The organism is Bradyrhizobium sp. JR4.1 (genome assembly GCF_040548605.1).
Lineage (GTDB): Bacteria > Pseudomonadota > Alphaproteobacteria > Rhizobiales > Xanthobacteraceae > Bradyrhizobium > Bradyrhizobium canariense.
Genome location: NZ_JBEPRY010000002.1, coordinates 571,494 through 587,879, shown reverse-complemented (window position 1 = coordinate 587,879; position 16,386 = coordinate 571,494). Strand labels below are relative to the sequence as shown.

Here is a 16,386-nt window from a genome sequence, read left to right as displayed (position 1 = left end):
TTCCATGTCCGCCCGCCTCGACCGTATCGACCTTAAGATGTTGCGATTGCTGCAAAATAACGGCCGGCTCAGCAACGCCGAGCTGGCCGAAACCGTCGCCATCAGTCCCGCCACCTGTCATCGCCGCACCCAACGCCTGTTCGAGCACGGCTTCATCGCCGCCGTCCGCGCCATGGTCGCGCCGAAGAAGGTGGCAAAGGGCACGCTGGTGATGGTCGGCGTCGTGCTCGACCGTTCGACGCCGGAGAGCTTTGCGATCTTCGAGCAGGCGATCACCAGGCTGAAATTCGTGCTCGACTGCCACCTCGTCGCCGGCGACTTCGACTATTTCCTCAAGATCCGCGTCGGCGACATGGAGGACTTCAACCGTATCCATGGCGAGCAGCTGATCGCGCTGCCCGGCGTGCGCCAGACCCGCACCTTCTTCGTGATGAAGGAAGTCGTCGACAACGCACCGCTGGAGTTTTGAACGGCCTCACAACGCCTGTTCGACGATGCCGTCCGCGACCTGCTCCCGTCCGGCGTCCTCCGGTCGCATCGCGATCACCGCGATCAGCCCGAGGCCGACGCCGATCATCACATAGAAGATCGGCGCCAGCGGGGAGCCGGTGAGCGCGATCAGCCATGTCACGAAGAACTGGGCAAAGCCGCCGAATACCAGCACCGCGACATTGTTGACGATGGCAAGCGCGGTCGAGCGGACGCGGATCGGGAACAGCTCGACCAGCGTGGTGCAGTAGACGCCGAGGAAGAAGGCGCTGAAGAAGCCGATGACGACCTGGGCGACCAGGAGCCTTGCGATCGACGGCTCGGAGATCACCCAGCTATAGAGCGGATACAGCGAGACGAAATAGCCAATGAGCGAGACCAGCAGCAGCGGCCTGCGCGGGTAGCGGTCGGAGACGGCGCCGGCAACGGGAACGACGATCACCATCACGATCGCCGCGATCATCTGAACCAGGAAGCTCTGCATCAGCGGCAGCTTCAGCACCTCCTTGGCGTAGGTCACGGTGTAGCCGAAGGTGACGTAGAACGACACGGCGCTTGCCACCACCATGCCCATGCCGATCAGGAAATTGCGGCCGGGATTCTTCAGCGCGGCGATGAAATCTTCCTTGTGCACCGTCGCCATGCTGCGCCGGGACGCTTCGGGCTCGATGACGCTGGCGCGCATATAAAGCAGGATCGGAACGATCACGAGGCCGACGAAGAAGGGGATACGCCAGGCGCCGGCGGCAAGCTGCTCCTGCGTGAAGGTCAGCGTCAGGGCGGCGCCCAGCACTGCGCCGAGCACGTTGGCCATGAGCTGGCCGGCGATTTGCCACGAGCCATAGAAGCCGGTGCGGCCGGGAGGCGCCGCTTCGATCAGATAGGCGGTCGAGGTACCGAACTCGCCGCCGACCGAAAAGCCCTGTAACAGCCGCGCCAGCAGCACGATCAGGGGTGCCCCAATGCCGGCTGTCGCGTAGGTCGGCGTCAATGCCAACAGCGCGACCGACAGCGCCATGATGCCCATGCCGAGCGTCATCGCCGCCTTCCGCCCCTTGCGATCGCCGAAATAGCCGAGCACGAGGCCGCCGATCGGCCGCATGAAGAAACCGGTGCCGAACAGCGCGGTCGTCAGCAGCAGCGCGTTGATCTCACTGCCCGGAATTTTGGGGTCGACCGGAAAGAACAGGTTCTTGATGACCGGTGTCATCAGCGCGAACACGGTGAAGTCGTACCACTCCATTGCGTTGCCGGCGACCGCGGCCACGATGGCCTTCCTGTTCGTCTGCATCTCTCGCTTGCCTGTCCGGTTGTGCCTATTCGGCGGGTTGATGGGTGGCGTCGGCATCCTGCCATTCGTCGCCGGCGAGTTCCGGCGTTGCGAAGGCCTTGAGGTTGGCGAAATGAATCTCGCGATCCTCGACGAAGAGGCGGCGGACGATGCCGCGCGCGAGCCGGTCGGCGCCCTCGCTGATCGCCGGAATATCGCCGGAAAGTTTCCCGTGGCTCAGCGTCGCCGGATAGTTGAAACAGTGCAGCCGTGCCAGCATCGGGCAGGCGCCTGACTGCTTCTCCAGGAACTGAAAGCTGTCGCCGAGGTCGGGCGAGTTTTCCAGCTCCGCATTGTTCATGCCGTCAGGCGTCGGGAAGCGATCGCTCCAGAAGCGGATATGCGGCGCGAACGCGGCAAGCTCGTCGCGCAACGCGAGGTCGACCTTGAAGCCGGTGCCGAAGATGATGAAGTCGGTCGCATAGCGGCCCTTCGGCGTCGTCACCATGAGATGATCCTCTTTGACGACGAGATCATCGATCGGGCTTGCGAGATGGAAATGCGCCTGCGGATAGGCGGAGACGCGCAGCACGCTCTGCCGCGGCGGCGGCGTCTGCGCTTTCAGCGTGTGATCGAGGAAGCGCCATTTCCAGTCGTCCGTCAGGCCGGCAAAGCCGTGCACGACCCCCTGGCTGCCGATGCCGGTGAATTTGTTGACGCGCGGGATGTCTGCGCGCCGGATGAAGAGATCGAGGCGCGCGGCGCCCGCCTCCAGCGCCATCGCCGCGTTGTCCATCGCGGATGCGCCCGCGCCGACGACGGCCAGGCGCCTGCCGCGAATCTTTTCGAAGTCGATCGGGTCGGAGGAATGGGCCCAGAAGCGGCGGTCGATGCCGTCGGCGAGCGGCGGCACGTAAGCGCCGCCGAGGCCGTCGCGCCCCGTCGCCAGCACGACATGCCGCGCGAGAATGTGTCGCGACGTGCCATCTTCGCTGATTTCAAGCGCGAACAATTCATCGGGGCGCGCGTGGATACGCTCAACGGAGACCCCGTTGCGGACTGGCAGGCCCAGCACTTTGCGGTACCATATCAAGTAATCCATCCATACCGTGCGCGGCGCGCGGTCGAGCGCCTGCCAGGCTGGCTCGCCATATTGCGCCTCGTAGAAGGCGCGGAAGGTCAGCGCCGGCATGCCCATCGCGGGGCCGGTCAATTCCTTGGGCGAGCGCAGCGTCCGCATCCGCGCGAACGTGACCCAGGGACCTTCCTCGCCTGCGCACGCGCGGTCGAGCACGAGCTGGTTGTCGACGCCGAAACGCTTGAGCATGGCGGAGGCGACGAGGCCGGCCATGCCGGCACCGACGATGACGACGTCGACGACGCCCTCGCCATCGACGACGCGGCGGGGCACCCATGACTTGGCCGGCAGTTCGAGCCAGGCCAGATCCTGCTTCAGGCGCGCTTCGAGTGCCCCGAGGCCCGCCGCACCAGGTGTCATCGTCGTCATGAGGGAGCTTTCTCGAATTTAGTGGTTTCGTCGCCGGCCTCGGCTAGCGCGGTGGCGCCGCTATGCAGCCTTGCGCCAGGCATCAGCGCGACCGCGGCGCGCAGAGCGCCGTTGAGTGCGGCAACCGTCGGCGTCAGCTCGCGCCCGGTCGGCGCAATCGCGGCGAACAGGAACGAAATGGACACATCCAACGGCCGGGTGACGACGCCTTCAACCGGCAGGCTGGAAGTCAGCACCGGCTCGACCACGGCGATGCCGAGCGACTGCTTGGCCATGGCAATCGCCGTCAGTGAAGCGTTGGTGTCGATGACCTCAGCGGGCACGACACCTTCACGCTCCAGCGCCTCCTCCACGCGGCGGCGAAGCCGGTAGGGGTTGGCCATCGTCAGCAGCCGGACGCCACCAAGATCCTTCAGGCGAATGACCTTCTTCTTCGCCAGCGGGTGATCCATCGCGAGGCACGCAACGCACGGCACCTCGCAGACCCACTGCACGTCGAGTCCGGGATGCTGGATCGGCAGGCTCGCAAGACCGAAATCGACCGACTGCGACAGCACCGATTGAACCACATTCTCGGCCGAGAGCGCCTGCACGTGGATCTGGCTTGGTAGCAACTCGCGTTCGAGCGCTGCGAGCGCAGCCGGGACGAAGCCGGCCGCCAGCGCCGGGATCGCCGCCAGGCTGAGCACGGGAAGCGCACCCGCGCCGATCGCGTTGGCGCGCTGGCGGATGTGCTTCAGGCCCATCAGAAGCCGCTCGACCTCAGCATGAAACAGGATGCCTTTCGGTGTCGGGCTGATGCGCGGGCCATTCCGGGTGAACAGGAGATAGCCGACGTCAGCCTCGAGATCCTGGATCTGACGCGTCGTGACCGGCTGCGAACGGCCGAGCAACCGCGCCGCACCGGTGATGCTGCCGGCCGACATCACGGCGGCGAAGGCCTCGAGAAGGCGAATGTCGATAACGTCCTGGTTCATGGTCTGGTTGTCCGAATTATGCGAATATAGAATGAACAATATTTCTTGATGTGCAATAGGTATTATGAGAAGTTGAGGTCATGTCGATGGAGCCAAACCCCTTTCGCCACCACAATCCGGCCGGACCGGCCTATCGGCGCGGCTGGGTCGATGAGGCTGTGGCGGCGATCGAAGCCGACCAGTGCCGCACGGCCGACACGCATCTGATCCGGCTGATCGTGCCGGCGCTATCAGGCATCGACATCTATCTGAAGGACGAGTCCACGCATCCGACCGGCAGCCTGAAGCACCGGCTCGCGCGCTCGCTCTTCCTTTACGCGCTCTGCAACGGCCACATCCGCGAAGGCACGCCCGTCGTCGAAGCCTCGTCGGGATCGACCGCGGTGTCGGAAGCCTATTTCGCGCAGATGATCGGCGTGCCCTTCTACGCCGTGATGCCGCGCACGACCTCGGCGGAGAAGATCGCTGCGATCGAGCATTACGGCGGCAACTGCCATCTGATCGATGACGGCCGTGCACTCTATGCGGAAGCGGCGGCGCTCGCCGCCCGGCTGAACGGCCACTATATGGACCAGTTCACTTTCGCCGAGCGCGCCACCGACTGGCGCGGCAACAACAACATCGCCGAATCGATCTTTACGCAATTGAAGGGCGAGACGCGTCCGTTGCCGGACTGGATCGTGATGGGGGCGGGCACCGGTGGCACCTCGGCCACGCTCGGACGCTATCTGCGCTATCGCCAGTACCCGACGCGGCTCTGCGTTGCCGATGTCGAGCATTCCGCCTTCTTCGACTGCTTCCGCTCGCAGGACCGCTCCCATGTCTGCGAGCGGCCTTCGCTGATCGAAGGCGTCGGTCGGCCGCGCTGCGAACCCTCCTTCGTGCCGGGCGTCGTCGATCGCATGATGAAGATCCCGGATGTCGCAACGATCGCAGCGATGAACGTGCTGTCGCGCCGGCTCCGCCGGCCAGTCGGCGGCTCGACCGGCACCAATTTCCTGGCGCTGTGCCGCATTGCCTCGGAGATGAGCAGCGCCGGCCAAACCGGATCGCTGGTCACGCTGATCTGCGATTCCGGCGAGCGCTACCGGCAGACCTATTATGATCCCGCGTGGCTAAAAGCTCGCGGCCTTGATCCGATGCCGATCGAGGCTGCCCTGTCGGGGTTTCTCGATACGGCGCAGCCGCCGGCGCTCGCCGTCGAGGACGTCGCCAATCCACAGACCTTGCGGAGCAGTGCTTGACCACGCTGATCGAAACCATTGTCGGGGTGCCCGCGGCGTCGCGGCTCGGCCACGCTCTGAACGCCCGCACCGAGATTTTGCGCCTCAGCGAAGCAGCCCATGACGCGGTGCTGCTGCCGCGCGAGCCCGGCGGTCTGAGCCACGGCTTGCGGGCGGCACTCGCGGCGCGGATGTGCCGGCATGTCGGCGACGAGGCGCTGACCGCGCACTACGACTCCTATCTGGCGCATTCGAGCGATCTTGACTTCGCCGTGCTCGCCCGGCCCGGCGGTGTGTGTGGCGATCCCCTGCACGATGCCATGGCCCGCCACGCCGATCTGCTGACGCTTTCGCCGCGCGAGTCGACGCGACAGGACATCGCGGCGCTGAAGGCGGCCGGCGTCAGCGAGGCCGATATCGTGCGGCTGTCCGAGCTTGGCGCCTTCGTGAACTACCAGCTGCGGGTCCTTGCCGGCCTCAGGCTCCTGAAAGAGGTCGAAGCCTGATGAGCGAGGTCGTCCACAACTTCACTACCACGATCCCGACCTGGTCGCCTTATGTCACGCCGGTCGAGCTCGCCTCGGCGACGCCCGAGCAGCTCGCGGCGATGAAGGTCACCCCCTCCAACAAGGGCGTCTCGCCTTACGTGCTGACGCTGGCGCATGACCCGGAGTCGCTCGCGGTGCGCTCGCCGCTGTTCAACCTCATTATGTATGGCAAGGACGGACTGTCCCCGGCGGAGCGCGAGCTCGGCGCGCTGAGTGCCTCGGTCGTCAACCGCTGCATCTATTGCGCCGCCGTGCACGCCTCACGCTTCATCAATTACTCCGGGCGCAAAGAGGTCGTCGAGGAGATCTTTACCGACGAGCGCGATGCCACGCTGGAGGCACGCGAGCAGGCCCTGTTCAATTTCGCTACAAAACTCTCGACGACTCCGATCGAAGCGAGCGCAGACGATGCGCGCGCACTTGGCGAGGCCGGGCTCAGCGAGCTTGAGCAGCTCGACCTGGTGCTGTCGGCCGCGATCTTCGGCTGGGCCAACCGGCTGATGCATACGCTGGGCGAGCCGCTGGTGCGGCCGGAGGCATCGTAACCGACGCCATCGGGTCGCTCGCCCCGAACCGAATGTCACGGCAACTTCACTTGCCTTGCGCGCGCGTGCGGGCGAGTTTCGCGGCTTCTCAACGAGGAGACCTGCCGTGCGCCTTCCCATTCTCGATCCGAAAGACCTGAGTGCCGAACAGAAGCCGCTCTACGACGACATGCGAGCCGGCATCAAGGATCACTTCAAGGGCTTTGTGAACATGCGCGACGATGGCGCGCTGCTCGGGCCCTGGAATCCATGGATCCGCGAGCCGCGCTTCGGCAAGCCAGTGTGGGAGCTGGTCAAGGCGATCGCGGCGAACCCGCTGCTGCCGGCGCCGGTGCGTGAGGTCGCGATCCTCGTCACCGGCTCGCATTTCCGCTCCGGCTACGAGCTCTATGCGCATGTGCTGGTCGCCGAGCAGCGCGGCCTCTCCGACGAGAAGCTCGCGACCATCGTCGCCGGACAGCGGCCGGTCGATCTCACCAAGCAGGAGGCGGTCGCCTACGATGTGGCGTCCGCATTGGTCAGCGGCGGCGTGCTGCCGGAACTGACTTATCGGGCCGCCGTCAAGGAATTCGGCGAGCACGGCGCGGCCGAACTGTCCTATCTCGTCGGCATTTACTGCATGGTGTCGGTGACGCTCAACACGTTCGACGTGCCGGTGCCAGACTGACCACGCTGGCTCAGCTGCTGGACTGGACGGAGGCGTCACGGTACCCTGCCGCCGCCATGGCGACGCATCGCCGGTCACGATCGAAGTGCAATGAAGAGGGAACGACAGCCATGGACACGTCACGCCGCATCCTGCTCGCCGGACTGGCGGGACTCGCCGTTGCGCCGACCGCCGCAGGAGCCGCGCCCTCGGCCGCGTCCGACGACGTGACGGTCGCCGAAGAGCGCTTTGCGCGCATAATCGCGGCTGCGCATGCGCCCGACGTCACCTGCGCGCGACAGGCCGAGCGTTATGCGGATGCGCATTGGCCAAACTACGTCGCGGCGGCGCGTTCCGTCATCGAGGCGAGAGCGTGAGGCATTCTCTTTCCTCTCCCGTTGCGGGAGACGGCAAGAGGAGGTGCTTCACGCCCCCACCGCCCGCCTGACCTGCTCACCGATCTGCGACAGCACGAGCTGCGCCTGCGGCAGGATTGCGCCCATGGCGTGGAAATTGTGGACCATGCCCTCGTGGCAGACGTGCTCGACCGTGACGCCCGCAGCGAGCAGCTTGCGGGCATAGGCATTGCCCTCGTCGCGCATCGGGTCGAACTCGGCGGTGTGGATGATGGCGGTCGGCAGGCCCGCAAGCCGTGTCGCGCGCAAGGGCGAGATGCGCGGATCGGCAGCATCAAGGTCCTCGGGCAGATAATCGGCGAGATCGGCTTCGATCGTGACGCGGTCGATCAGGTGCCCCTCGGCGAACGCCTGCCGCGACGGCGAGGCCTCCTCGAAATCCAGCACCGGGCAGATCAGGCATTGCGCGACGATGGAAAGGCGAGCTGTCTGCGCCGCCTCCTGACACACGATCGCGGCGAGCGTTGCACCGGCGGAATCGCCGCCGAGCACCAGACGTCCGGCGTCGATGCCGAGCGATGCGGCCTCGCGCGCCACCCATTCGGTGGCAGCAACCGCATCGTCCACGGCGGCGGGGAATTTGTGCTCGGGCGCCAGCCGGTAATCGACCGAGACGAGGCGGCAGCCGGTCGCATGTGCCAGCGCCGCCGCGATGCGGTCATGCGTGGCAATGCTGCCGGCAACGAGCCCGCCGCCGTGAAAGAACACGAAGCCGGGCGCGCGATCATCGGCGCCTGCCGGTGAATAGAGGCGATAGGGCAGCGCGCCGCCGGGACCAGGCAGCATGCCGTCGGACGTCGTCACGTCAGGCGCATCGGCGCGCGCAAACTGCATCAGCTTTGCCAATGATTGCCGCCGTGCCTCCACGCTGGGCCGGCTCCGTGCCTGCGGCGCAGCCGCAGCCATCATGGTCAACAAACGCTTTGCGAGCGGATCGAGCGGCATGGTGCTTCCTTTCCCCGTCCGGGAGGGTAACTCACCATTTTCCCGCAGGGAATCATTTAGAAATTGCGCCCAATAGTGGCGCTATAATGCGGCACCACGCCAAGGGAGAGGCCGGTCATGGCCGAGATCAAAAAGCCCATTGCATATTCGCCAAGCTGGACCTTCTTCGAGGGCAAATGGCATGACGGCAATGTGCCGATCATGGGTCCGCGCACGCATGCGGCCTGGCTCGGCTCGGTCGTGTTCGACGGCGCGCGGGTGTTCGAAGGCGTCGCGCCCGATCTCGACCGCCACGTTGCCCGCGCCAATCAGTCCGCCATCAACTTTGGGCTGAAGCCGGTGGTCGATACCGGAACCTGGATGACACTCGCAAATGAGGGCATCGCGCGCTTCGCGCCGAATGCCGAGCTCTACGTCCGTCCGATGTATTGGGCGCAGAACGGCTCGGGCGGCGGCGTGCTGTTCGATCCCGAGACCACTGATTGGTGCCTATGCATCTACGAGGCGCCAATGCCGAAACCCGTCGGCAATGCGATCACGCTGTCGCCGTTCCGCAGGCCCACCGCCGAGTGCGCGCCGGTCGAGGCCAAGGCCGCCTGTCTCTATCCGAATAATTCGCGCGCGCTTGCCGAGGCCGCCTCGCGCGGCTTCCAGAACGCGCTGATGCTCGACATGCTCGGCAACGTCGCGGAGTTCGGCAATTCCAACGTGTTCATGGCCAAGGACGGCGTGGTCTACACGCCGGTGCCGAACGGCACCTTCCTCAACGGCATCACCCGCCAGCGCGTCATCAGCCTGCTTTGCGCCGACGGCGCTACCGTGGTCGAGAAGACGCTGCGTTACGCCGACTTCCTCGCCGCCGACGAGATATTTTCCACCGGAAATTTCGCAAAAGTCGCGCCGGTGATCCGCATTGACGATCGCGAGCTGCAGCCGGGCCCGCTCTACATTCGCGCGCGCAAGCTCTATTGGGACTTTGCCCATGCCGTGAAGCTGGCGGCTTGAATAGCACTGTCCTAGCTGCGTCGCTTGAACCGGCTGAACTGAAACGCCTGCATCGAATTCCACGGCGTCTGGTGCGCCTCGTTGCGCGTTTCGACGAGCTCGAATCCCGGCCCGAGCTCCGCCGCAAGACTCGCGCTGTCATGACGCTGCACCGGCAAGCCGCTGCATTTCTCGGGGCCGTCGAGTGCAAACGTCGCAATGATGACGTGGCCGCCGGGCGCAACCGCCGACCGCAGCCGCTCGATGTATGCGGTCCTGTCGCGGGAGTCGGTCAGGAAGTGAAACGCCGCCCGATCGTGCCATAGATCGTAGGTCTTTGCCGGGTGCCATGTCGTGGCGTCGGCAACGATCCAGTCGACCGTCGAAGCGGCTGGGCCGATTCGTTTCTTTGCAGCGTCAAGCGCATTGGCTGAGAGATCCAGCACGGCGACGTCGCGATATCCGTCCAGCAGGAGAGCATCGACAAGTCGCGATGCGCCGCCGCCGATGTCGAGGATGGCGGCCGCGCGGTCCGGATTGGCCGCCCGGATCATTGCAAGCGAAGTCGCCGGACTGTTCTGAAACCAGCTGACCTCGGCTTCGCCCCTGGTGGCGTAAACATTGTCCCAATGGGTGCTTCGGTCGGACATGCGCGTCCTCCGGCTTGCCGGGAGCCGGCGCAGAGGGACGATCTACTCGTCCTTCTTCGACATCCGCTCGAGGCGTTCCTGCATGTCCTTCATCTGCTGGCGCAGATCGTCGATGTTGCTGTCCTTCGGCGCTTCGGCAGTCGCCTCGGGGGCCGGCTCCGCGGAGCCCGCGGGGCGGGCTGCGCCGGGCGCGAAAGGCTTGAACATCGAGAAGGTCTGCTGGAACAGCTCCATGTTGCGGCGGACCTGTTCCTCCAGCGGCGCAAACGGGGTTCCGGACAGGGAGGTGGCGATCTGTTTGCGGAACTTCTCCTGCTCCTGAGTGAGCGAGGCGATGGCCTGCTCCAGATATTTCGGCACCACCATCTGCATGCTGTCGCCGTAGAAGCGGATCAGCTGGCGCAGGAAGGTGGTCGGGAGCAGGTTCTGGCCGGCCTTGTTCTCCTGTTCGAAGATGATCTGGGCAAGCACGGAGCGGGTGATGTCGTCGCCGGTCTTGGCGTCGTAGACCAGGAAATCTTCGCCGTCCTTGACCATGGAGGCGAGGTCTTCCAGCGTCACGTAAGTGCTCGTTCCGGTGTTATAGAGCCGGCGGTTCGCGTATTTCTTGATGGTGGTGGGTTGGTCTGATTTCGCCATGGGCTCTCACTTGCAAGCGCGGAGAACGGGAACCTGTCGGGCTATGCCGCAGGGCGGGAAGAGTACGCAACGCAACAAAATAAGCATTTTCAAAGGGGTCACGCTACCGTTTTGTGCGCCACGGTTAATCGGGCAGCAAAAACGTGCTTGCGAAAGCGCCAAGAACGCTATTTTGAATGCGCTGCGGGATGAATTCGGCCGCCAGCCGATTGACATGCCTCAACGACGTTAACAGGATGCCGTCCGAGACTGGCGAGCCGTTTCCCCAGCCCCCTCTGCCCCCATTCAACCCAGGAGATGCCCATGTCAGACGATGTCGTCATCGTCAGCGCCGCCCGCACCCCGGTCGGAAGCTTCAACGGAGCGTTCGCAACCCTTCCCGCCCATGATCTCGGGGCCATCGCCATCAAGGCCGCGCTGGAGCGCGGCGGCATCGAGCCCGGCCGGGTCTCCGAAGTCATCATGGGCCAGATCCTGACCGCCGCCCAAGGCCAGAACCCGGCTCGCCAGGCTTCGATCAATGCCGGCATTCCGGTCGAGAGCCCGGCCTGGGGCGTCAACCAGCTCTGCGGTTCGGGCCTGCGCACTGTTGCGCTCGGCTATCAGGCGCTGCTCAACGGCGATTCCGAGATCGTGGTGGCCGGCGGCCAGGAATCCATGAGCATGGCTCCGCACGCCCAGTATCTGCGCGGCGGCGTCAAGATGGGCGCGGTCGAATTCATCGACACCATGATCAAGGACGGCCTGTGGGACGCCTTCAACGGCTATCACATGGGCAACACCGCCGAGAACGTCGCGCGGCAGTGGCAGATCACCCGCGCCCAGCAGGACGAGTTCGCGGTCGCCTCGCAGCAGAAGGCCGAGGCCGCGCAGAAGGCCGGTAGATTCAACGACGAAATCGTTCCCGTCACCATCAAGGGACGCAAGGGCGATGTCGTCGTCAGCGCCGACGAATATCCGCGCCATGGCGCAACGGTCGACGCGATGGCGAAGCTCCGTCCCGCCTTCGAGAAGGACGGCACGGTCACCGCGGGTTCGGCCTCCGGCATCAATGACGGCGCCGCCGTCGTGGTGCTGATGACCGCCAAACAGGCCGCCAAGGAAGGCAAGACGCCGCTCGCGCGCATCGTGTCCTGGGCGCAGGCGGGCGTCGATCCGAAGATCATGGGCTCGGGCCCGATCCCGGCCTCGCGCGCCGCGCTGAAGAAGGCCGGCTGGAACGTCGGCGATCTCGACCTGATCGAAGCCAATGAAGCCTTCGCGGCGCAGGCTTGTGCCGTCAACAAGGATCTCGGCTGGGATACCTCGAAGGTCAATGTCAACGGCGGCGCGATCGCGATCGGCCATCCGGTCGGTGCCTCCGGCGCCCGCGTGCTGGTGACGCTGCTCCACGAAATGCAGAAGCGGGATTCGAAGAAGGGTCTCGCCACGCTGTGCATCGGCGGCGGCATGGGTATCGCGATGTGTGTGGCGCGCGACTGAGATAGTTGGTGCGTCATTTGCGCGTGCGTTGCACACGTGACTGAGTGCGTTGCACGCGATTAAAAAAGCAGCGGTTGCAAATCAAATATTCTTCGCAACCGTACAAGCCTCGACTAAAGAGAAACGCCCGGCTCGATGCCGGGCGTTTTGTTCTTGATGTCCGTCAAACCAACCGCATAATCCACCGTTAAAAGCGATCACACAGAAACGTCCGAAGAGTCCAAGGGAAGGAAATACGATATGGCACGTGTTGCATTGGTGACGGGTGGTACGCGGGGCATCGGAGCTGCCATCGGCAAGGCGCTGAAGGCGGCCGGCTACAAGGTTGCGGCGAGCTATGCCGGCAACGACGCGGCGGCGGAGAAGTTCAAGGCCGAGACCGGCATCGCCGTCTACAAATGGGACGTCAGCAGTTTCGATGCCTGCGCCGAGGGCGTGAAGAAGGTCGAGGCCGAGGTTGGCCCTATCGACGTGCTCGTCAACAATGCCGGCATTACCAAGGACGGCGCCTTCCACAAGATGAGCCTCGAGCAATGGAACGCCGTGATCGGCACCAATCTCGGCTCGCTGTTCAACATGTCGCGCCAGGTCATCGAGGGCATGCGTGGACGCAAGTTCGGCCGCATCATCAACATCTCCTCGATCAACGGGCAGAAGGGTCAGTTCGGTCAGGTGAACTATTCGGCGGCGAAGGCGGGCGAGATCGGCTTCACCAAGGCGCTGGCGATCGAGAACGCCAAGGGCGGTATCACCGTGAATGCGATCTGCCCCGGCTACATCAACACCGAGATGGTGCAGGCGGTGCCGAAGGACGTGCTGGAAAAGGCCATCTTGCCGCTGATCCCGATCGGCCGTCTCGGTGAGCCCGAGGAAATCGCGCGCGCGGTCGTGTTTCTTGCCGCCGACGAGGCCGGCGCCATCACCGGCTCGACGCTGACCGTCAACGGCGGCCAATACATGGTGTGATGCGCAGGCATCACGTTCGATCATATCGGTAACTTCGGCATGCCCGGGCTTGTCCCGGGCATCCACGGCCTTACAACATCCGTCGCCACGAAAGAACGTGGATGGCCGGGACAAGCCCGCCATGACGAGAGTATGTGGCCGATGACTCCCCGCACTGCGACGCTGATCGGATTGACCGCGATCCTGATGTGGTCGTTACTGTCGGTGATGACGGTGGCGACCGGAAAGATCCCGGCGTTCCAGCTGGCCGCGATGACGTTCGCGATCGGCGGTCTCGTCGGCCTGCTCACCTGGATCGGCCGCGGCTCGGCGGCCAAAAGCCTGCGTCAGCCGCTGGCCGTGTGGATCGTCGGTGTCGGCGGACTGTTTGGCTATCACGCGCTTTATTTCCTCGCGCTGCGCTTCGCGCCGCCGGCTGAAGCCGGCTTGCTGAATTATCTGTGGCCGCTTCTGATCGTGCTGTTCTCGTCGTTTCTGCCGGGCGAGCGGCTGGCCGTGCATCACGTCGTCGGCGCCGTGCTCGGTCTCGTCGGCACCGTGCTGCTGTTCGCCGGGAACACCTCGGGCTTCACGCAGGGACAATTGCCGGGTCTGGCCGCGGCCTTCATCGCAGCCTTCGTGTGGGCGATCTATTCGGTGTTGTCGCGGCGATTGAAGGCGGTGCCGACCGATGCGGTCGCGGGATTCTGCCTCGCCACGGCGTTGCTTGCCGCGCTGATGCATGGCCTGCTTGAAGCCACGGTATGGCCGGACACGACGCTGCAATGGCTCTCCGTCATCGCGCTCGGCATCGGTCCGGTCGGTGCTGCGTTCTACGCCTGGGACATCGGCATGAAGCGCGGCGACATCCGCGTGCTCGGCGCCGCATCCTACGCGACGCCGCTACTCTCGACTGGCTTCCTCATCGCCGCTGGCTTTGCGAAGGCGAGCGCCAACATCGCCATCGCCGCGATCCTGATCGCCGGCGGCGGCTTGATCGCGGCCAAGGACATGGTGTCGAGGAAACGGTGAGGGCGCCGCTAAAGCGCCGGCTGCCAACCCGGCGGCCGATACATCGCCTCCGGAATCTGTCCGAGTTCGGAGCGCTGCAAGCGTTGCGGCGTCAGGCCGTAGAATTCCTGAAAACTGAGAATCAGCGGCCGCCATTTGTCCGGATCGATGCGGTTGCTTGCACCGTCCATCATGATGTTGGGATGCGCATGCACGCGGGTGATGCGGACCTCGATCGCAGCGAGATTGCCGCGCCAAACCGCGTCGTCTTGTGCCATCTCATGGACATGGGCGACCTTGGCTTCCATCTGCACGGGACACTCGGCCGCACGCGGTGCGGCGACTGTTTCGCCCGGCAGCACGGTTAGTCCGCCACGACCGAACTTGTCCTTCTCGTGCCGATAGCCGCGATAGAGTTTGCCGGGCGGCACCGGATCCGATCCTGTGGTCCGTGCGAGGCGATCGACCACGGCGACGAGATCGGCGGACGGCAGATTGAGCACGCATTCGCCGGTGCGAATCATGTTCTCGGTGGTCTTGGAATTCCGGGCCAGTCCCAGCATGCAGCGCCACCCGACCCACCATGCCGACGACATCGGCGCGAGATTGGAAGTGCCGTCTTCATTGGTTGAGCCGATGAGGACGACGGGCGTGCCGAAATACAAAATGGCCGGGTCGATCTGGACGGGGGTGGGGCCGAGTGTTCCGTGCATCGTGCGCTCCTGTTCGCTGGAAGCGCTGTCCTAAGGCGTGACGCGAACCGAACCCACCCGATTCCAGATTAAGATTTAGGGCTCCCATCCCTTCGGCGCGAGCTCGAATTTTGCGAACTCGAAGGCCGGCGCCACGGTGCAGCCGACCAGGGTCCACTCGCCGGTGGTCTCCGCCGTCTGCCACGCATCCGCCGGCACGATCGCCTGTGGCCGCTCGCCGTTCAACAGGTCCGTACCGAGCCGTACCTCGTGCTGGGAGCAGCCGTCATGGGCGATACGCAGCGTCAGCGGGCTGCCGGCGTAATAGTGCCAGCTCTCGACAGCATCGATGCGATGCCAGTGCGAGCGCTCGCCGCGCGCCAACAGAAAATAGATCAGGGTCGAGCGCGAGCGGCCGTTGGCGTCCGTGGTCTGGTCGCGAAACGTCTCGCGGTAATGTCCGCCCTCGGGATGCGGGCGGAGTTCGAGGCGCGCGATGATCTCGGCTGCGGTCGGCATCGATTCCCGTCAGGATTTGCTTTTCAAGATTTGATCTTCAGGACTTGTTCTTGCGCTCGCGCAGCTCGCCGAACACCGCGGTGGCATCCGCGCCCTTCATGTGCAGCCTGGCTGCGATCGAGGGTTCATCGGCGCGCAGGAACACGTTTGTCCGCTTCTCGTCGCCAAGCAGCGAGGGAATGGTCGGCTTGTTCTCGGCCCGCAGCCTGGCCACCTCCGCCGCGCGCGCCTGCAGCGCCGCATTGTCGGGGTCGACGGTCAGCGCGAACTTGACGTTGGAAGCCGTGTATTCATGGCCGCAATAGAGCTTGAAGTCGTCGGGCAGGGCGCGCAGCTTCAGAAGCGAATCCCACATCATGGGATATGTGCCCTCGAACACGCGGCCGCAGCCGATCGAGAACAGCGTGTCGGCGGCGAACAACGCTTTCTCGGTGTCGAACACATAGGAGATGTGGTCGAGCGTGTGGCCGGGCGTCTCCAGTACGCGCCCGAGCAAGCTGCCGACCTTGACGATTTCGGCATTGGCGACGCGCAGGTCGACGTCTGCGATTTTGGTCGTCTTGTCATGCGGCGCGACGACGCGGCAATTGTATTTCTGCTTGAGTTCGGCGACCCCGCCGACATGATCGCCATGATGATGGGTGATCAGGATGTCGGTGAGCTGCCAACCCTCGCGCTCGAGCGCCCTCACGATGGGGCCGGCCTCCGGCGCGTCGATCGACGCCGTCGCCTTGGTTTCCACATCGTGGATCAGATAACCGAAATTGTCGTTTAAACAGGTGAAAGTACGAATTTCGGCGGCCATGTCATCTCCGATCGCGCTCAGCTCCGTCAGACAAATATGGCGTTAACGTTGCGCAGGCAATGCAATATTCCGCGCGCGGGGGCCACCTCGTGC

General features: G+C 64.6%; 19 protein-coding genes. 10 read left to right on the top strand and 9 right to left on the bottom strand.

Annotated elements, in window-relative coordinates; genetic code table 11:
* The first annotated feature begins 4 nt into the window (after window positions 1-4).
* Window positions 5-469, top strand: coding sequence for an Lrp/AsnC family transcriptional regulator (locus ABIB90_RS08025; protein WP_007599137.1), 465 nt, complete (start codon window positions 5-7; stop codon window positions 467-469).
* A gap of 6 nt (window positions 470-475) precedes the next feature.
* On the opposite strand, the gene ABIB90_RS08020 is transcribed toward ABIB90_RS08025, so the two are convergent.
* Genes ABIB90_RS08020 through ABIB90_RS08010 form a run of 3 tightly spaced genes read right to left on the bottom strand, consistent with a single transcriptional unit; the run spans window position 476 to window position 4,243 of the window.
* Entirely contained in the window at window positions 476-1,780 is a 1,305-nt protein-coding gene (locus ABIB90_RS08020; protein WP_007599138.1) for a citrate-proton symporter, read from the bottom strand.
* 25 nt (window positions 1,781-1,805) lie between these two features.
* Complete coding sequence (locus tag ABIB90_RS08015; RefSeq protein WP_354200605.1) at window positions 1,806-3,266, bottom strand: NAD(P)-binding domain-containing protein; 1,461 nt, start codon at window positions 3,264-3,266, stop codon at window positions 1,806-1,808.
* On the bottom strand, window positions 3,263-4,243 hold the full coding sequence (locus ABIB90_RS08010; RefSeq protein WP_354200604.1) for a LysR family transcriptional regulator: 981 nt from the start codon (window positions 4,241-4,243) through the stop codon (window positions 3,263-3,265). The genes ABIB90_RS08015 and ABIB90_RS08010 overlap by 4 nt, the downstream gene beginning before the upstream one ends.
* 86 nt (window positions 4,244-4,329) lie before the next feature.
* Between ABIB90_RS08010 and ABIB90_RS08005 the strand changes: the two genes are divergently transcribed.
* The 5 genes from ABIB90_RS08005 to ABIB90_RS07985 all read left to right on the top strand — a co-directional run bounded on the left by ABIB90_RS08005 (window position 4,330) and on the right by ABIB90_RS07985 (window position 7,582).
* Window positions 4,330-5,487 (top strand): PLP-dependent cysteine synthase family protein, encoded by a 1,158-nt coding sequence (locus ABIB90_RS08005; RefSeq protein WP_354200652.1) that lies wholly within the window; start codon window positions 4,330-4,332, stop codon window positions 5,485-5,487.
* Window positions 5,484-5,972 (top strand): CMD domain-containing protein, encoded by a 489-nt coding sequence (locus ABIB90_RS08000; RefSeq protein ID WP_354159958.1) that lies wholly within the window; start codon window positions 5,484-5,486, stop codon window positions 5,970-5,972. The genes ABIB90_RS08005 and ABIB90_RS08000 overlap by 4 nt, the downstream gene beginning before the upstream one ends.
* Window positions 5,972-6,559 carry a peroxidase-related enzyme gene (locus tag ABIB90_RS07995; RefSeq protein WP_354159956.1) on the top strand — a complete coding sequence of 196 codons (588 nt, stop codon included), beginning with the start codon at window positions 5,972-5,974 and terminating at the stop codon, window positions 6,557-6,559. The genes ABIB90_RS08000 and ABIB90_RS07995 overlap by 1 nt, the downstream gene beginning before the upstream one ends.
* Before the next feature lie 106 nt (window positions 6,560-6,665).
* Complete coding sequence (locus ABIB90_RS07990; RefSeq protein ID WP_007599144.1) at window positions 6,666-7,226, top strand: carboxymuconolactone decarboxylase family protein; 561 nt, start codon at window positions 6,666-6,668, stop codon at window positions 7,224-7,226.
* Between the two features lie 110 nt (window positions 7,227-7,336).
* Window positions 7,337-7,582, top strand: coding sequence for a hypothetical protein (locus tag ABIB90_RS07985; RefSeq protein WP_354200603.1), 246 nt, complete (start codon window positions 7,337-7,339; stop codon window positions 7,580-7,582).
* 48 nt (window positions 7,583-7,630) lie between these two features.
* Here the strand turns inward: ABIB90_RS07985 and ABIB90_RS07980 are convergent, their stop codons facing one another.
* Window positions 7,631-8,566, bottom strand: coding sequence for an alpha/beta hydrolase (locus tag ABIB90_RS07980; protein WP_354200602.1), 936 nt, complete (start codon window positions 8,564-8,566; stop codon window positions 7,631-7,633).
* A gap of 117 nt (window positions 8,567-8,683) precedes the next feature.
* On the opposite strand from ABIB90_RS07980, the gene ABIB90_RS07975 reads away from it, so the two are divergent.
* Window positions 8,684-9,571: a branched-chain amino acid aminotransferase gene (locus ABIB90_RS07975; RefSeq protein ID WP_354200601.1), complete on the top strand. Its 888-nt coding sequence runs from the start codon at window positions 8,684-8,686 to the stop codon at window positions 9,569-9,571.
* Between the two features lie 11 nt (window positions 9,572-9,582).
* On the opposite strand, the gene ABIB90_RS07970 is transcribed toward ABIB90_RS07975, so the two are convergent.
* Complete coding sequence (locus tag ABIB90_RS07970; RefSeq protein ID WP_354200600.1) at window positions 9,583-10,200, bottom strand: class I SAM-dependent methyltransferase; 618 nt, start codon at window positions 10,198-10,200, stop codon at window positions 9,583-9,585.
* Window positions 10,201-10,242: 42 nt separating this feature from the next.
* Window positions 10,243-10,839, bottom strand: coding sequence for a polyhydroxyalkanoate synthesis repressor PhaR (phaR, locus tag ABIB90_RS07965; RefSeq protein ID WP_007599149.1), 597 nt, complete (start codon window positions 10,837-10,839; stop codon window positions 10,243-10,245).
* A gap of 303 nt (window positions 10,840-11,142) precedes the next feature.
* On the opposite strand from phaR, the gene ABIB90_RS07960 reads away from it, so the two are divergent.
* The 3 genes from ABIB90_RS07960 to yddG all read left to right on the top strand — a co-directional run bounded on the left by ABIB90_RS07960 (window position 11,143) and on the right by yddG (window position 14,298).
* A complete protein-coding gene (locus ABIB90_RS07960) occupies window positions 11,143-12,321 on the top strand; it encodes an acetyl-CoA C-acetyltransferase (RefSeq protein WP_007599150.1) in 1,179 nt (392 codons plus the stop codon).
* A 240-nt stretch (window positions 12,322-12,561) separates the two neighbouring features.
* On the top strand, window positions 12,562-13,287 hold the full coding sequence (gene phbB / locus ABIB90_RS07955) for an acetoacetyl-CoA reductase (protein WP_007599151.1): 726 nt from the start codon (window positions 12,562-12,564) through the stop codon (window positions 13,285-13,287).
* A gap of 141 nt (window positions 13,288-13,428) precedes the next feature.
* The gene (yddG, locus tag ABIB90_RS07950) at window positions 13,429-14,298 is read left to right on the top strand and encodes an aromatic amino acid exporter YddG (protein ID WP_007599152.1); all 870 of its coding nucleotides are present in this window, start codon (window positions 13,429-13,431) and stop codon (window positions 14,296-14,298) included.
* Between the two features lie 8 nt (window positions 14,299-14,306).
* On the opposite strand, the gene ABIB90_RS07945 is transcribed toward yddG, so the two are convergent.
* The 3 genes from ABIB90_RS07945 to gloB form a co-directional block, all read right to left on the bottom strand.
* Complete coding sequence (locus tag ABIB90_RS07945; RefSeq protein WP_354200599.1) at window positions 14,307-14,990, bottom strand: flavin reductase family protein; 684 nt, start codon at window positions 14,988-14,990, stop codon at window positions 14,307-14,309.
* A gap of 75 nt (window positions 14,991-15,065) precedes the next feature.
* A complete protein-coding gene (locus ABIB90_RS07940; RefSeq protein ID WP_007599155.1) occupies window positions 15,066-15,488 on the bottom strand; it encodes a cupin domain-containing protein in 423 nt (140 codons plus the stop codon).
* Between the two features lie 37 nt (window positions 15,489-15,525).
* The gene (gene gloB, locus ABIB90_RS07935) at window positions 15,526-16,293 is read right to left on the bottom strand and encodes a hydroxyacylglutathione hydrolase (protein ID WP_027515123.1); all 768 of its coding nucleotides are present in this window, start codon (window positions 16,291-16,293) and stop codon (window positions 15,526-15,528) included.
* Between the last annotated feature and the right edge of the window lie 93 nt (window positions 16,294-16,386).

Excerpts from the sequence above, each read along its gene's own strand:
- ABIB90_RS08025 (WP_007599137.1), top strand. The coding sequence starts at position 5 with ATGTCCGCCCGCCTCGACCGTATCGACCTTAAGATGTTGCGATTGCTG.
- ABIB90_RS08020 (WP_007599138.1), bottom strand. The coding sequence starts at position 1,780 with ATGCAGACGAACAGGAAGGCCATCGTGGCCGCGGTCGCCGGCAACGCA.
- ABIB90_RS08015 (WP_354200605.1), bottom strand. The coding sequence starts at position 3,266 with ATGACGACGATGACACCTGGTGCGGCGGGCCTCGGGGCACTCGAAGCG.
- ABIB90_RS08010 (WP_354200604.1), bottom strand. The coding sequence starts at position 4,243 with ATGAACCAGGACGTTATCGACATTCGCCTTCTCGAGGCCTTCGCCGCC.
- ABIB90_RS08005 (WP_354200652.1), top strand. The coding sequence starts at position 4,330 with ATGGAGCCAAACCCCTTTCGCCACCACAATCCGGCCGGACCGGCCTAT.
- ABIB90_RS07995 (WP_354159956.1), top strand. The coding sequence starts at position 5,972 with ATGAGCGAGGTCGTCCACAACTTCACTACCACGATCCCGACCTGGTCG.
- ABIB90_RS07985 (WP_354200603.1), top strand. The coding sequence starts at position 7,337 with ATGGACACGTCACGCCGCATCCTGCTCGCCGGACTGGCGGGACTCGCC.
- ABIB90_RS07980 (WP_354200602.1), bottom strand. The coding sequence starts at position 8,566 with ATGCCGCTCGATCCGCTCGCAAAGCGTTTGTTGACCATGATGGCTGCG.
- ABIB90_RS07975 (WP_354200601.1), top strand. The coding sequence starts at position 8,684 with ATGGCCGAGATCAAAAAGCCCATTGCATATTCGCCAAGCTGGACCTTC.
- ABIB90_RS07970 (WP_354200600.1), bottom strand. The coding sequence starts at position 10,200 with ATGTCCGACCGAAGCACCCATTGGGACAATGTTTACGCCACCAGGGGC.
- phaR (WP_007599149.1), bottom strand. The coding sequence starts at position 10,839 with ATGGCGAAATCAGACCAACCCACCACCATCAAGAAATACGCGAACCGC.
- ABIB90_RS07960 (WP_007599150.1), top strand. The coding sequence starts at position 11,143 with ATGTCAGACGATGTCGTCATCGTCAGCGCCGCCCGCACCCCGGTCGGA.
- phbB (WP_007599151.1), top strand. The coding sequence starts at position 12,562 with ATGGCACGTGTTGCATTGGTGACGGGTGGTACGCGGGGCATCGGAGCT.
- yddG (WP_007599152.1), top strand. The coding sequence starts at position 13,429 with ATGACTCCCCGCACTGCGACGCTGATCGGATTGACCGCGATCCTGATG.
- ABIB90_RS07945 (WP_354200599.1), bottom strand. The coding sequence starts at position 14,990 with ATGCACGGAACACTCGGCCCCACCCCCGTCCAGATCGACCCGGCCATT.
- ABIB90_RS07940 (WP_007599155.1), bottom strand. The coding sequence starts at position 15,488 with ATGCCGACCGCAGCCGAGATCATCGCGCGCCTCGAACTCCGCCCGCAT.
- gloB (WP_027515123.1), bottom strand. The coding sequence starts at position 16,293 with ATGGCCGCCGAAATTCGTACTTTCACCTGTTTAAACGACAATTTCGGT.